The 13,905-nt window shown below is 68.7% G+C and carries 14 protein-coding genes; 8 read left to right on the top strand and 6 right to left on the bottom strand.

The genetic code is table 11. The features are described from left to right. The 3 genes from RIN18_RS05150 to RIN18_RS05160 all read left to right on the top strand — a co-directional run bounded on the left by RIN18_RS05150 (nucleotide 1) and on the right by RIN18_RS05160 (nucleotide 3,543). Nucleotides 1–1,161 (top strand): cytidylyltransferase domain-containing protein, encoded by a 1,161-nt coding sequence (locus RIN18_RS05150; protein ID WP_375163493.1) that lies wholly within the window; start codon nucleotides 1–3, stop codon nucleotides 1,159–1,161. A 94-nt stretch (nucleotides 1,162–1,255) separates the two neighbouring features. Further along, nucleotides 1,256–2,128 carry an N-acetylneuraminate synthase family protein gene (locus RIN18_RS05155; protein WP_309102878.1) on the top strand — a complete coding sequence of 291 codons (873 nt, stop codon included), beginning with the start codon at nucleotides 1,256–1,258 and terminating at the stop codon, nucleotides 2,126–2,128. Continuing rightward, nucleotides 2,125–3,543, top strand: coding sequence for a DUF6716 putative glycosyltransferase (locus RIN18_RS05160; protein ID WP_309102879.1), 1,419 nt, complete (start codon nucleotides 2,125–2,127; stop codon nucleotides 3,541–3,543). Before RIN18_RS05155 ends, RIN18_RS05160 begins: the two co-directional genes overlap by 4 nt. A gap of 144 nt (nucleotides 3,544–3,687) precedes the next feature. On the opposite strand, the gene RIN18_RS05165 is transcribed toward RIN18_RS05160, so the two are convergent. Both RIN18_RS05165 and RIN18_RS05170 read right to left on the bottom strand, forming a co-directional pair. After that, nucleotides 3,688–4,467: an ABC transporter permease gene (locus tag RIN18_RS05165; protein ID WP_309102880.1), complete on the bottom strand. Its 780-nt coding sequence runs from the start codon at nucleotides 4,465–4,467 to the stop codon at nucleotides 3,688–3,690. Continuing rightward, nucleotides 4,464–5,507: an ATP-binding cassette domain-containing protein gene (locus RIN18_RS05170; RefSeq protein ID WP_309102881.1), complete on the bottom strand. Its 1,044-nt coding sequence runs from the start codon at nucleotides 5,505–5,507 to the stop codon at nucleotides 4,464–4,466. The genes RIN18_RS05165 and RIN18_RS05170 overlap by 4 nt, the downstream gene beginning before the upstream one ends. 61 nt (nucleotides 5,508–5,568) lie before the next feature. Between RIN18_RS05170 and RIN18_RS05175 the strand changes: the two genes are divergently transcribed. Beyond that, nucleotides 5,569–6,579 (top strand): WYL domain-containing protein, encoded by a 1,011-nt coding sequence (locus RIN18_RS05175; RefSeq protein WP_309102882.1) that lies wholly within the window; start codon nucleotides 5,569–5,571, stop codon nucleotides 6,577–6,579. 132 nt (nucleotides 6,580–6,711) lie between these two features. On the opposite strand, the gene RIN18_RS05180 is transcribed toward RIN18_RS05175, so the two are convergent. Both RIN18_RS05180 and RIN18_RS05185 read right to left on the bottom strand, forming a co-directional pair. Then, the gene (locus tag RIN18_RS05180; protein ID WP_309102883.1) at nucleotides 6,712–7,320 is read right to left on the bottom strand and encodes a response regulator transcription factor; all 609 of its coding nucleotides are present in this window, start codon (nucleotides 7,318–7,320) and stop codon (nucleotides 6,712–6,714) included. Then, on the bottom strand, nucleotides 7,317–8,465 hold the full coding sequence (locus RIN18_RS05185) for a histidine kinase (protein WP_309102884.1): 1,149 nt from the start codon (nucleotides 8,463–8,465) through the stop codon (nucleotides 7,317–7,319). The genes RIN18_RS05180 and RIN18_RS05185 overlap by 4 nt, the downstream gene beginning before the upstream one ends. 109 nt (nucleotides 8,466–8,574) lie before the next feature. Between RIN18_RS05185 and RIN18_RS05190 the strand changes: the two genes are divergently transcribed. Further along, nucleotides 8,575–9,465 (top strand): hypothetical protein, encoded by an 891-nt coding sequence (locus tag RIN18_RS05190; RefSeq protein ID WP_309102885.1) that lies wholly within the window; start codon nucleotides 8,575–8,577, stop codon nucleotides 9,463–9,465. 27 nt (nucleotides 9,466–9,492) lie between these two features. Here the strand turns inward: RIN18_RS05190 and RIN18_RS05195 are convergent, their stop codons facing one another. Next, the gene (locus tag RIN18_RS05195; RefSeq protein WP_309102886.1) at nucleotides 9,493–10,437 is read right to left on the bottom strand and encodes a phosphotransferase; all 945 of its coding nucleotides are present in this window, start codon (nucleotides 10,435–10,437) and stop codon (nucleotides 9,493–9,495) included. 8 nt (nucleotides 10,438–10,445) lie between these two features. Continuing rightward, entirely contained in the window at nucleotides 10,446–10,916 is a 471-nt protein-coding gene (locus tag RIN18_RS05200; RefSeq protein ID WP_309102887.1) for a helix-turn-helix domain-containing protein, read from the bottom strand. 95 nt (nucleotides 10,917–11,011) lie between these two features. Here RIN18_RS05200 and RIN18_RS05205 point away from each other — a divergent pair, with 95 nt between their 5' ends. The 3 genes from RIN18_RS05205 (at nucleotide 11,012) to RIN18_RS05215 (ending at nucleotide 13,858) form a co-directional block, all read left to right on the top strand. Next, nucleotides 11,012–11,983 carry an NAD(P)/FAD-dependent oxidoreductase gene (locus tag RIN18_RS05205; RefSeq protein ID WP_309102888.1) on the top strand — a complete coding sequence of 324 codons (972 nt, stop codon included), beginning with the start codon at nucleotides 11,012–11,014 and terminating at the stop codon, nucleotides 11,981–11,983. Between the two features lie 52 nt (nucleotides 11,984–12,035). Next, nucleotides 12,036–12,470: an SRPBCC domain-containing protein gene (locus RIN18_RS05210; RefSeq protein WP_309102889.1), complete on the top strand. Its 435-nt coding sequence runs from the start codon at nucleotides 12,036–12,038 to the stop codon at nucleotides 12,468–12,470. 80 nt (nucleotides 12,471–12,550) lie between these two features. Continuing rightward, the gene (locus RIN18_RS05215; protein ID WP_309102890.1) at nucleotides 12,551–13,858 is read left to right on the top strand and encodes an MFS transporter; all 1,308 of its coding nucleotides are present in this window, start codon (nucleotides 12,551–12,553) and stop codon (nucleotides 13,856–13,858) included. Nucleotides 13,859–13,905 lie beyond the last annotated feature (47 nt).

Raw genomic sequence — 13,905 nt, forward strand, 5'->3', positions numbered from 1 at the left:
ATGACGATGACGACGGGGCTCACAGCGGCGATCATTCCCGCGCGCGGCGGGTCGAAGCAGGTGCCGAGGAAGAACCTGCAGCGCGTCGGCGGGGTGCCGCTGGTGGAGCGGGCGATCCGCGCTGCGGCGGCATCGCCCGGGATCGATCTCGTCGTCGTGTCGACCGATGATGCGGAGATCGCAGCGGTGAGCGCGGACGCGGGGGCGCGAGTGATCCGGCGCCCTGCGGAGATCTCCGGCGACACCGCTTCTTCGGAGAGCGCGATCCTGCATGCCCTGGACGAGCTCAGAGCCGACGGTCTCGAATGCGATGTCGTCGCCTTCCTGCAGGCGACATCCCCGTTCATCGATGTCGAGTCGCTCGCCGCGGCGGTGGCCGATGTGCGCTCCGACCGCGCCGACAGCGTGTTCTCGGCCTACGAGACCTATGGGTTCCTGTGGCGACGAGGTGACGAGGGCGGCGCGATCGCCCTCAACCATGACGCCGCCCGACGCCCGCGCCGGCAGGACCGCGAGCCCCACCACCTCGAGACCGGAGCGTTCTACGTGTTCCGCGCAGACGGGTTCCGCGAGAGCCGGCACCGCTTCTTCGGACGGACACGGATCGCCGAGGTGCCGGAGTGGACCGCCATCGAGATCGATGACGAACAGCAGCTGCGCATGGCGCGAGCGCTCGCCGCAGTCCACGAGAGCCTGGGACCGATTCCGGTGCGCGCGATCGTCACGGACTTCGACGGCGTGCACACCGACGACACCGCGATCATCGACGCCGACGGCGGGGAACGGGTGCGCGTGAGCCGGGAAGACGGCATGGGCGTGGCACTCCTGCGCAGAGCCGGCGTGCCGATGCTGATCCTCTCGACCGAGGTCAACGCGGTCGTGCGCGCCAGGGCGGAGAAGCTCCGGGTGCCGGTGCTGCACGGCATCGACGACAAGGAATCGGCGCTTCGCACGTGGGCGCAGGAGAATGCCATCCCCCTCACCGACATCGCCTACCTCGGCAACGACGTCAACGACCTCGCCGCGATGCGCATCGTCGGGTGGCCCGTCGCGGTCGCGAACGCGCATCCGCTCGTGCTCGAGGAGGCTCGGGTGGTGCTGAGCCGGCGGGGCGGAAACGGCGCGGTGCGCGAGCTGATCGAACGAGTGTTGGCCAGCTGACCGATCCCGGTAACCCTCCGGTCGCCCGATGTTCACAATCGGCGCGTAGCCAGGACTGAGGGGATTCGAACAGCTCCCGACGACCGGAGGAACCATGACTGTCAGCATCGGCTCGCGAGTGATCGGAGGAGGCCGACCCGCATACGTCATCGCGGAGATCGGTCTGAACCACAACGGCGACGTGGAGATCGCCAAGCGCCTCATCGACGTCGCCGCCAAGAGCGGTGCGGACGCGGTGAAGTTCCAGAAGCGCACGCCCGAGATCTCCACACCGGAGCACATGCGCGACGTCCCGCGCGAGACGCCGTGGGGCACGATGAGCTACCTCGAATACCGCCGTCGCGTCGAGTTCGGCCGTGACGAGTACATCGCCATCGGCGACCACGCCACCATGCAGGGCCTCGACTGGTTCGCCTCGCCGTGGGACGTGCCGAGCGTGCAGTTCCTCGAGGACCTCAACGTGGTCGCACACAAGGTGGCCTCGGCCAGCCTGACCGACACCGAACTGCTGGTCGCGCTGCGCGAGACCGGCAAGCCGGTCATCCTTTCCACGGGCATGTCGACGATCGAGCAGATCGACCGTGCGCTCGACACCCTCGGCACCGACCGGGTGGTCTTGATGCACGCCACGTCGACCTACCCTCTCGAGCCCGAAGAGGCGAACCTGCGAGCGATCGCGACGCTCCGCGACCGCTACCCCGGTGTGCCCGTCGGCTACTCCGGCCACGAGCGCGGCCTGCAGATCTCCCTGGCTGCCGTCGCCATCGGCGCCGTCGCCGTCGAGCGCCACATCACGCTCGACCGCACGATGTGGGGCTCCGATCACGCCGCGTCTCTCGAGCCGACCGGTCTCGAGCACCTCGTGCGCGACATCCGGGTGATCGAGAAGGCTCTGGGTGACGGCGTGAAGCGCGTCTTCGAGAGTGAGCGGGCCCCGATGGCGAAGCTGCGTCGCGTTCCGGCATGACCAGCGCATCCGGCCTGCGCGTCGTCGCGATCGCCGACGCGGACTCGTTCGTGAAGTGGGCGGCGTCGCTCCTCGGGGCCGTGCCCGGCATCCGTTCGCATCTGCTGCTCGTGCGAACCCCGCTGAGTGCGAGCGCCGAGCAGGAGCGCACGGCGCTCGCGGGCGCGGGTCTGGATGCCGGCGCCGTCTCGCGCGTCAGGTTCGGCGAGACCGCTGCCTGGCTCGAGGCGCAGCGGCCTGACGTGGTGCTGCTGGCCGGTCGCGGTCCGTTCGTGCGGCTGATGGGCAAGGTCATCGACTCCCTGACCCACCGCCCGGTCACCGTCTCTGGCCTTCCCGGAATGGCGATCCCGGCGCAGCGCGGGGCGCTGGAGTATCGCAGACACACCGACCTGCTCGTGCTCCATTCGCATCGCGAGCAGCGGGCGTTCGCAGAACTCGGACGCCGCATCGGGGTCGAGGTGCCGACGGCTCTGGCCACCCTCCCGTTCGCCGTGCCGAAGGGCGCCTCGCGACGCACCGAACAGCGGCGGATGCTGTCGCCGGACCATGTCGTGGAGCAGAAGCGTGTCATGGGCGGGCGGACCGCCGTCGCCGAGCGCCCGCGGACCGGGTCGGAGCTTGCCGTGAGCTCGCCGCGGACGGATCTGGTGTTCGCGGCTCAGGCTCTCGTGCCGGTCGGTCGACAGGAGCGCGCCGAGATCGCCGCGACGCTGGTGCGGGCGGCGGAAGCGAACCCGGATCGCCGCGTGGTGGTGAAGCTGCGGTCGCGGCCCGGCGAATCGGAGACCCACCTCGAGCGCGACGCGTATGCGGACCTGCTGCCGAGCCGGCATCCCGACAATCTCGTGTTCTCGTACGAATCGATGGCCGCCGCGCTGCAGACGGCCGCGGGCCTGGTGACCGTGAGCTCGACGGCGGCGATCGAGGCGGTCGCGCAGGGAATCCCGGTGATCGCGCTCGATTCCTTCGGCGTCAGCAAATCCCTGCTGAACACCGTGTTCGTCGGCAGCGGTCTGCTCGGCGGGCGGAGCGAGGTCGTCGCCGGCCGGTTCCGGCATCCGCACCCGGACTGGCTGCGCGACAACTACTTCCACCCCGGCGCAGAGTCGACGTGGTGGGAGCGTGTCGAGCGGCTCGTCGCGCTGCGCCGCGCCGGATCTCTGCCCGCCAGGCGGGTGCCGCCGGCACGAGGCGGCGCGATGCACGAGGCGTGGCACCGGGCCAGCGTGCTCGGACGCGAGGACCGGAGCCTTTCGGGAGCGGCCGCGCTGGCCCTCGGGGTTCCGGCCACGAAGGTCATCGCCACGCTGCGACGGCGGCGGGGACGGTCGGCGGGGGAGGACACCTGGGCCGACGCGTCAACCGACTACACGCTCGAGCCGAATCCGTTCCACGACTCCATCCGGCGCTGAACGGGTCCGGTCGTGCGCGGACGTTCCGAATCCCGGACGATCCGTGACGGCACCGGCGTGCCCCCACCGAAACAGGCCCGACACGCCGGAAGTGCGCCGCCCCGTCCGGAATCCGGAACTCCGGCGGCGCACTCAGGAGCGGTGTCAGCTGCTGCGGCGGATGCCGCGCACGCCCACCACGAGGCCCACGACGGCGACGGCCACGGCCGACACCCACCCCCACAGCACGGCAGAGTCTCCCAGGTCGCCGGCGAACAGGGCGCGTTCGGCCTGCACCACCCAGTTCACCGGATTCACCGACGCCACCGCCCGCATCCAGTCCGGGCCGTCGTCGAGCGGCAGGAGCATGCCCGACAGGATCAGCAGCGGGAAGATGAGCGCCTGCTGCACGCCCCAGAACAACCACTCGCGGTCTTTGGTCGCCAGGGCCAGCGCGTACGAGAGTGAGCCGAGTCCGACGCCGAACACCGCCAGCAGCGTGAGGCCGATCAGGAGTCCGCCGATGTGCGCGGCAAACCCGAACGGCCAGGCGATGAGGACGATGACCAGGGCCTGGATGACGATCGGCGCGATCTCCTTGAGGGCGCGACCGGTGAGGAGAGATGAGCGCGCGAGCGGCGCGACGAGCGTCCGCTCGTGCGAGCCCGTCATCATCTCGTACTGCAGGTTGGATCCGGTGGCACCTGTTCCGAACAGCACGATCATCACCAGCACCCCGGGAACGAACCACGCCAGTGTCTCGCCCGCCGGCTGCCCCGATCCCCCCACGAGCAGGGGCGCGAACAGCCCGAGGAAGACCAGCGGCTGCAACAGGCTGAAGATCAGCGTGAACGGATCTCGCATCACCGGCCTGAGCTCCCGCGTCAGCACGTTGCGCGTGTCGCGGGCGAGGTTGGGCCTGACGAGGGTTTCATTGACGGTCATCGGAGTGCTCCGGTCTTCTCTGCGGTCGGTGCATCCGCCACCGCCGGTGATTCGGATTCGGGTTCGGCTGCGCCCTCGCCGGCCTCGCGCAGGGTGCGCCCGGTGAGCGCGAGGAAGACGTCATCGAGCGTGGGCGGCACTCCCGTCGCACTGCGGACGAGGATGCCGGCGGCATCCAGCTCTCGGATCACGACGGGAAGCAGCCGGTCGCCCTCGGGCACCGCGAGCGAGAGCGATGCGCCGTCGACAGTGACCTCGGCGTCGCTCAGCCGGGCGACGGTGGCCTCCGCGCGTGTCGCGTCCGCGGCATCCGCGAAGCCGAAGGTGAGCACGTCGCCCGCCAGCGTCGCCTTGAGTGCGGCGGCATCGTCGTCGGCGATGATGCGTCCCTTGTCCATCACCATCACCCGTTCCGCGTAGCGGTCGGCCTCGTCGAGGTAGTGGGTGCTGAGGAAGACCGTCGTGCCGTGCTGCGTGCGCAGGGAGAGGATGTGATCCCAGAGGTTCGCCCTGCTCTGCGGATCGAGCCCGGTGGAGGGCTCGTCCAGGAAGATCAGCGGAGGCGCGTGCATGAGACCGAGAGCGATGTCGAGTCTGCGCTTCTGGCCGCCGCTCAGCTGCTGCACGGAGCGCTTCGCGAAGCTGCCGAGGTCGAGGGACTCGATGAGCTCGTCGGCCCGGCGACCACTGTCGCGTTTGGACATCCCGTAGAACGCGCCCTGGCTGAGCAGCTCGTCGCGCACCCGTTGCGAGAAGCTGCCGCTGGTGAGCTGACCGACGTAACCGATGCGGGAGCGGACGCCGGCGGCATCCGTTCGGATGTCGCGTCCGACGACTCTCGCCGTCCCGGAGGTGGGCGGGATGAGCGTCGTCAGCATCCTCAGACTCGTGGACTTACCGGCGCCGTTGGGCCCGAGGAAAGCGACGAGCTCGCCGCGCGCCGCGGTGAAGGAGAGATCGGTGACGGCGTGCACCGGCGTCTTCTTGACGGTGAAGACCTTCGTCAGGCCTTCGGTTTCGATGATGGGTTGGTTCGGCATGGATCGAGAGTAGGAACCAACCAGGACAGATCCTGTCCTCGATGTCTGGCAATCTGAGGTCATGTCGGACACCACCTCTCGGGCCCTGGCGCTGCTGAACCTGCTGCAGACACATCGCCACTGGCCGGGCACTGAACTCGCGAACCGTCTCGGCGTCACCGAGCGGACCGTGCGGCGAGACGTCGATCGGCTCCGAGACCTCGGCTATCGCGTCGAGTCGACCTCGGGCGCCGCCGGAGGCTATCGTCTGGAGGCCGGCAGTGCGGTGCCGCCGCTGCTTCTCACCGATGATGAGGCGGTGACGATGGCCATCGGTCTTCGCGTGGCAGCGACCCAACAGCTCGTGGGCGGACCCGAAGTCACCCTCACCGCGCTGGCGAAGCTCGAGCAGGTGCTGCCGTCGGCGCTGCGACGGCGCGTGAACGCGCTTGCGGCGTCTGTGCAGCCGCCTCGCTTCGGAGAAGGCGCAGCCGTCTCGCCGGTGGTACTCGGAGAACTGGCCCTGGCTTCTCGCGACCATGAGCGGGTGCGTCTGCGATACACCGACGGCGCGGGGGTCGAGAGCATCAGGCGTGTCGAGCCGCACGCCCTCGCGCCGGCCGATCGCCGCTGGTACCTGTTGTGCTGGGATCTCGGCCGGGATGACTGGCGCACCCTCCGCGTCGACCGGATCGCCGCGCTCGAGCACACGGGTGTGCTGTTCACCCCGCGCGAGATCAGCGAAGAAGAGATCGCCGAGCGGGTGCTGATCGCCACATCGTGGTCGCCGAAGAAGATCGAGGCCGACGTCGTGATGCAGCTTGCGATCTCCGAGATGGAGGGCTATTTCGGCAACTGGGCCCAGGGGGCGACGGCCGAAGGGGCGACGGCGACGCGGTGGCCGATCGGTGGATCGGACTGGCGCGAGGCCCTGTACGGGATGCTGTGGATCCCTGCGGGCGTGGAGTACGCGACCGACTTCCCCGAGCCGCAGCGCGCGGAGTTGCGCGAGGCCCTCGAGCGCGCGCTGCGGGCGTTGAGCGCGCCTCTTCCGCCGGCGCGCCGAAACTCTCCGTCATTCGATGACGCATAGCGCAACGCCGGGGGCAGAGCTCTGGCCATCGGCACCTTGGCACGGTAGCGTCGATGCCATCGCGGCGATCCGGGCGGTCCCGGGCCTCAGCTCATATCTGACGGCGTTGCGGGTTCGACTCCCGCCGTCGCGTCAACGGATCCACCCGGCGTCCCGTGCGATGCGGGCAGCGTCGAGAGATGTCGCGGCGTCGAGCTTCACTCGAATCCCGATGAGGAGATTGCGGACAGTTCCGCGCGCGAGGTGCAGTCGCGAGGCGATCGCCGCCGTGTCGAGGCCGTCTGACGCGAGCTGGAGCACATCGCTTTCGCGCTGAGTGAGCGGCGACGACGGGATCGTGAGCGCATCGGCGGCCAGCACGGGGTCGACGTAACGGCCGCCTTCGTGGACGCGCCTGATCACGTCCGCCAGGGTCGAAGCGCGCGCTCCCTTGACGACGAAGGCCTGTGCTCCGGCCGCCAGGGCGGCACTCATGTGAACGGGCCGACCGCGTCCGGTGAGGATGATGCAGGCGCAGTCCGGCAGTGCACGGGCCAGTTCGGCCGCCGTCTGGATGCCGTCGAGCCGAGGCATCTCGAGGTCGAGCACCGCGACGTCGGGCCGGTGCAGGCGTGCCGCCTCGATGGCCGCTCGTCCGTCTCCGACATGGGCGACGATCTGGATGTCGGGCTCGAGTTCGAGAAGATGACCGAGCGCGGTCCGGATCATCTCCTCGTCATCGGCGAGCAGCACTCGGATCATGCTCGGCTCCCGCTGTACGCGCGCAGTTCGAACACATCACCGGACGCGTCGATCGAGACGGTGCCGCCGATGTCTCGCAGTCGATCCCGGATGCCGTCGATACCGCCGCTTGACGGATCGTGCCCGAGCGGTTGATCGGTGACACCGTCGTTACGCACCATCAGTTCGATGCCGTCCTCGTCGCCGCGTACGGCGATTTCGCACCAGGAGGCTCGACTGTGCCGGAGGACGTTCGTCACCGCTTCCCGAGCGATCGGACCGAATGCCGCGGGAGCGGTGGTGGGATCCGCGTCGATCCGGACCGTGCAATCGACTCCCGATGCCTCCAGCACACGTCGCAGAGCGTCGATCTCTTCCGCGAGTGGCACGTGGCGATATCCGGCCACCGCCATGCGCATCTCCTCGAGTGCAGACGAGGCGAGCGCGCGGATCTCGGCCGGCTCCTTCGCTCGCTCAGGCGAATCCGCAGAGCGGCGATCGAGGAGTTCGGCCTTGAGTGCGATCACCGACAGCGAGTGGCCCAGGATGTCGTGAACCTCTCGCGCGAAACGCAGTCTCTCCTCGCTGACCGCGAGGGCGGCGACCGCCTCGCGACCGGCGTGCGCATCCGCGATGAGGTTCCACAGCCAGAGCGCGCTCATGTTGATCAGCGCGATGCCCGCGCCGACGAACACGACGACGGCGAGCATGTGTGCGACATCACCGTTTACGACGGCAGCGATGATCGCGCCGCAGACGCAGACGGCCAAGGCGCCGACCACCGACCAGGCCACGCGCAGCACCACCGGAAGGCTCCCGACGATCGCGGCGCCGATCCATGCCCAGGACTGCCAGGTGCCGGCCGCCGCCGGGCCGACGAGCACGATCGACAGTGCGCTCGCCGCAGTGAATGCGACCGCCCAGCGGCGCGGTACTCCGCGAGCGGATCTCATCACCACCGCATGGAACAGACCCGCCTGAGCGGTCGCGAAGCACACGATGCCGACAGAACCCAGCGCGACCCAGAGTGGCCGCGGTTCTCGGAAGAGCCCCACCGCCGGCATGAGCAGACCGGTGATGACGGTGCTGGAGAGCCAGGCGAGGATGAGCAGGCGCGCCCGTTCGATGCGACGGTCGTCGGATGCTGCGCCCGTGAGGATGCTCATGCTCACGGAGTCTAGGGGCGGCACGCGCACGTCGCGATCGTGCGAATCGCACGGATATCCGTGCACGCCGCCTGTAGGTCGCGCCGCCGACCGACGTGACGCTGGACTCATGTCCACACATACTTCTTCCAGCCCCAGGTACTCGCAGCCCGCCACTTCGCGCCGCGGCGGCGCCTCCGTGTCCACGGTCCTCGGCGCCTTGGAACTTCTCGCCGTGGCGGCAGCGTCGATGTTCCTCGTCGATCCGGTCCTCGCCGCAGCACTGAACGCGCTCGGTTGGTCTGCGGTGGGCTTCCACCCGGCTGGGGCGGCGGTCGCGATGACCATCGACATCTGCATCGGAACCGCGGTGTGGATGCTCGCCCGCAACCGGTCCACTCGCTCCATCATCGGTTTCGTCATCGCCGTCGCCGTGGCCTTCGCGTTGCCGTTGCCGCTGTTCTGGTCCGGGGCTCTCTCCGGGATGGCGGCGGTGCTGCTCGGGCATGTGCTCGTCATTCCCGCTATCGTGCTCCTGGTCGCACTGCTCCCCGGCGACCTGGGTACAGGGCGCGGCCGCGCCACCCGAGATGCCGACAGCGGCCGCATCCGCCTCATCCTCGAGCGGATCGCCCGGCGCTGGCCGACGCTGCTGGCGCTGCTGCTCACCTTCGGCAAGATGCTCGATCCGAGCATCACCCCGGCCTGGGCGCTCGTCGTCCTCGGGGCCGAGTATGTCGTCATCGGCCTGATCCGACGACAGTTCCGTGACCGCCGGCTTCTTCACCTGCACGTCATCGGTGCCGTCGCATACGCCGCTCTCGCCGTCCTGGCGATGGTCGTCGACCCGATGTGGGCCGGCGTCCTCATCGGATTCGGCTGGCTGCTGCACGCGGGATGGGATATCGCGCTGCATCGGGCGAACGTGGTGGTGTGGCGCTGGTATGCCGAAGCGTGCGCGGTGTTCGACATCGTCGTCGGGGTGGCGGCGATCGTGGCGAGCCTCGCGCTTCGCGCCTGATGTCTGGTGCCGCGGCCGGTGAACCGTTCACCCACCGTCATCGCGAGACAGCGCGGCACAGTGCCGCGCGACATACGCCTCCCACCCGTCGCGGCGCAGGAAGAGCGAAAGGTTCACCATCGCGATGCGACGAGCGACGAACAGCCGACGCAGCTCCTGCGCTCCGGCGCGGGGCCAGTCGGCTGTTCGTTCGTACCCCGCGCGAAACTGGTTCAGCACCCTCGGCGAGAATTCTCCGCGGGTGAGGCCATAGAGCGAGTTGGCGATGTCCTGGACTCGGTGCCCCCACGCGATGTCCTGGAAATCGATGGGCGTCATGGAGCCCTCCGCCTCGATGACGACGTTCCGAGGCGTGAGATCCATATGCAGCAGCCGGGGAGGCTCGTCTGCCGATCGCCACAGCTCCTCGAGCCACCGGCTGACCCGCTCAGAGGTCCGAAGCAGCACGTCGCGGTGCGCCGGAGGTGCGGTCCCCAGGGCGTGCGGTACAGCGAACAGGCGGGGATCCCTGGCGTCGAGCGCTCCGACTCGGCGATGGGCCGAGGGTGGCGAGGCTCGATGCAGACGGGCGCTCAGGTCGCCGAGACCGGTCACTGTATGAGAGGTGGGAGGCATACGGGGCTCCACGCCATGCCGCCAGGTGAGCATCGAACCGATCCATCGAGCTGCGGCGGAACAGCGCACAGTGAGACGGTCGTCGACGGTCCGCACCAGCCGTGGCACGTGCACTCCCGCCAGATGGAGTCGCTCGGTGAAGTATTCCTCCGCGTCGACGGCGCCCTGCTCGTGGATGCCTCGCGCCGGGCTCACGCGGAACGCGAAGTGTCCCTCGGCTGCGCGCACACGGTAGACGGTGTTGAAGGATTCGGCGACGAAGTGGGCCGCGGGCTTCGACAGCGCATAGTGTGCGAGCGCTTGTCTCACGAACTCACCGACGTCCGCGGCGGGGCGCCCCTGGAGCTGTTGTTGCATGAGGCCTGCTAGTGCGTGATCGGTTCGCGAACGGCGGCGCCAGGACCGGCGAGCACGTCGACATCCCGCGCATGCATCGGTTCCCCGCAGTGGGCGCAACGGAGATCGACCGCGCTGATCTCTCCGCAGGCGTGGTGCCGATAGAGCACCGGTGGGCCGGCCTCGCCAGCGAGCCAGGTGTCGCCCCACCGCACCATGACCATCAGCAGGTCGACGAGTTCGGTTCCCTTCTGCGTCAGCACGTACTCGAAACGCGGCCGCTGGTCGTAGGGCTCCCGGCGGAGCACGCCGTGCGCGACGAGATGGTTGAGCCTTTCGGTGAGCACCTTGCGAGAGATGCCGAGGTCGGCCTGAATCTGTTCGAACCGCGTGAGCCCGACGTACACGTCGCGGAGGACGAGAGGCGACCAACTGTCCCCGATCACTTCGAGTGTTCTCGCGATCGAGCAGGCCATGGCTCCGAAGTCAGTCCGTTGCATGACAGCATCCTATCGTTTGGGGTTCCCCGAAGGAACTCCGTCTGCTACTCTCGCAGAGTCTCTTGAAGAAACTGACGTGCGGGAAGGAACCGCCGATGCCGCAGCCACGATCGGACGCACCGGCGAACACGTATGACGTGGCGGTCGTCGGCGGCGGGCCGGCGGGTCTCAGCGCGGCCCTGTCGCTTGCTCGCGCCCGGCGCCGCGTCATCGTGCTCGATGCCGGTGAGCCCCGGAACGCCGTCGCGGCGCACATGCACGGAGTGCTCGGCCACGACGGCATACCGCCGGAACTGCTGCGGCAGCGAGGGCGCGAGGAGGTGACCCGCTTCGGCGGCGTGTTCGTGGACGAACAGGTCGCGGCGCTCGCCCTCGTCGACGACGGGCGAGGTGTTCACGTGCGCGGCTCAGCGGTGGCGGTGACGGCGAGGCGGGTCGTCATCGCGACGGGACTTCGCGACGGACTTCCCGAGATCGACGGCATCCGCGAGCAGTGGGGGCGCGGTGTCCTGGTCTGCCCGCACTGCGACGGGTGGGAGCACCGGGATGACATCATCGGCGTCGTGGCCACCGGGCCCGGCGGGATCGATCAGGCGCACCAGGTTCGGCAATGGTCCGAGCGCGTTGTGTACTTCCCCAACGACGTCGGCGAGCCCTCGTCGAGGATGCGGCGGTCGCTGGAGGTTCGCGGCATCCGCATCGACCCGGGACGCGTCGCGCGCGTGGTGTCACGGAACGGCAGGCTTGCAGGAGTCGACGTCGCCGGGCGGCGCGTCGCCGTGGACTGCGTCTTCACTTCCACTCGCCTGCGTCCTCGCGACGGTCTGCTGCGTGGTCTCGGAGCTCGTGTGTCTCAACCCGACGGGGAATGGACCGTCGTCGACGAGCAGGGACGAACCTCCATCGCTCATGTCTGGGCCGTCGGGAACGTCGTCGACCCTCGCTCCAACGTCTCGGTCTCCCTCGGTGCCGGCTCGCTTCTGGCCGGAGCCGTCAATGCAGATCTCACGGCCGAGGACATCGACCTGGCACTCGTCACCGCCCCCGTCGTCTCGACGACTCCGTGACTCGCCTCACAGCCACATCTCGACCATCAGCACACCGATAGAAAGGAACATCATGACCGACAACCGCTCGTTCACCCTCGTCCGAACCCTCCCCGCCACGCCTGACCGCGTGTGGCGAGCCTGGACCGACCCGGCAGTGATGTCGCAGTGGATGCATCCCGGCGGCGTCGTGACCCCGCGCGAGTCGGTATCCGCCGAGCCGGTCGTGGGCGGGCGCTACACGTACACGATGGTCAACGAAGCCACACGGAAGGAGTACCCCACCGGTGGGCGATACCTCGAACTCGACGAGCCGCGCCGTCTGGTGTGCACCTGGGGCGCACCGGACGCGGATGTCGAGAGCACACCCCGGGTGTCCGTAGACCTCGAGGCATACGACGGGGGCACGAGGATGACCTTCACCTGCGGCATCGACGCCGGCCCCGGCGACGAGATCCATGACGCCTGGGCGGAGGCGCTCGACAACCTTGAGGCAGCCCTGCAGTGAATGCGGAGCGCACGCGAGCGGCCGGTCAGGCAGCGGATGCTGCACCGGCCGCTCCGGCGGATGCAGTTCCGCGAGGCGGAATGAGGACGTTCCTGCACCTGCTCGCGAACACCCTGGTCGCGAATGTGTCGGCGGGCTATCTCTGGTTCGCGTTCACCTTCTGGGTCTATCTCGAGACGAAGAATGTCATGGCGACCGGGATCATCGGCGGCACCTATCTGCTGATGGTCGCGGGGTTCGCCACCATATTCGGTGCCTTCGTCGACCGCACCCGGAAGCGGCGGGTCTTTCTCCTGTCCGCGGCCGTGACGGCTGCATCTTTCGCGGTGGCGGCGACCCTTTTCACAGTGCGGTCGACATCGGACTTCCTCGACATGGGCGGGCCCTGGTTCTGGCTGCTGGCCGCTGTCATCCTGTGTGGTGCGGTCGTCGCGCAGCTGCGAAGCATCGCGCTCTCCACGACGGTCACCATCCTGGTTCCGCCGCACGGCAGAGCCAAGGCCAACGGGCTGGTGGGAACCGTGCAGGGCGTCGCGCTGATCGTGACGAGCGTGCTGAGCGGATTGTCCGTGGGACTGCTGGGCATGCAGACGACGCTGTTCATCGCGACGGTCGCGGTGAGCGCGACACTCGTGCACGTCTGGACGGTGAGGATCGACGAACCCGATCCTGCCCGCGATGAGCGGACGGGTTTCTTCGCAGACCTCGGTGAGAGCATCCTCACGATTCGTGCGATCCGGGGACTGGGGGCGCTCCTCGCCTTCTCCACACTGAACAATCTCTTCAGCGGCGTCTATGTGACGCTCATCGACCCATACGGGCTGACACTGATGCCCGTCGAGTGGTGGGGTGTCGCCTTCGCGATCGCGTCGACCGGGATGGTGGTCGGAGGGCTGGTGATCGCGCGGGTGGGTCTCGGCCCGAATCCGCTGCGCACGATGTTGGCGGCGACCACCGTCATGGGCATCCTCGGTGCGATCTTCACGCTTCGAGAATGGTGGCCGCTCTACCTCGTCGGCATCTGGGCATACATGGCTCTCATGCCGGTCGTGGAAGCGGCCGAGCAGACGACGATCCAGACCCTGGTTCCGTATGGTCGCCAGGGGCGGGTGTTCGGCATCAGCACCGCGTTGGAATCGGCGGCCGCGCCGGTGGCCGCGTTCCTCGTGGCACCTCTCGCCGAGTACGTGACCGTGCCCGCTTTCGACAGAGGCACGGCGGCTGAAGCATGGTCGTGGATGCTGGGAGAAGGCGACGCGCGGGGACTCGCGATCATCTTCGTGGCGACAGGACTGGCGACGGTGATCCTGAGCGTCATCGCACTGACGAGTCGCGCGTATCGCAGGCTCGCCGCCGAGACCAGGGGGCACGCCTCGACCCCCGCGTGAGGCGGCGGATGTTCGCCACCGTCGCGTGTGCGCGAGGAGAGCCGCGA

Origin of the sequence: Microbacterium sp., assembly GCF_031179285.1 — a bacterium.
Classification (GTDB): Bacteria; Actinomycetota; Actinomycetes; order Actinomycetales; family Microbacteriaceae; genus Microbacterium.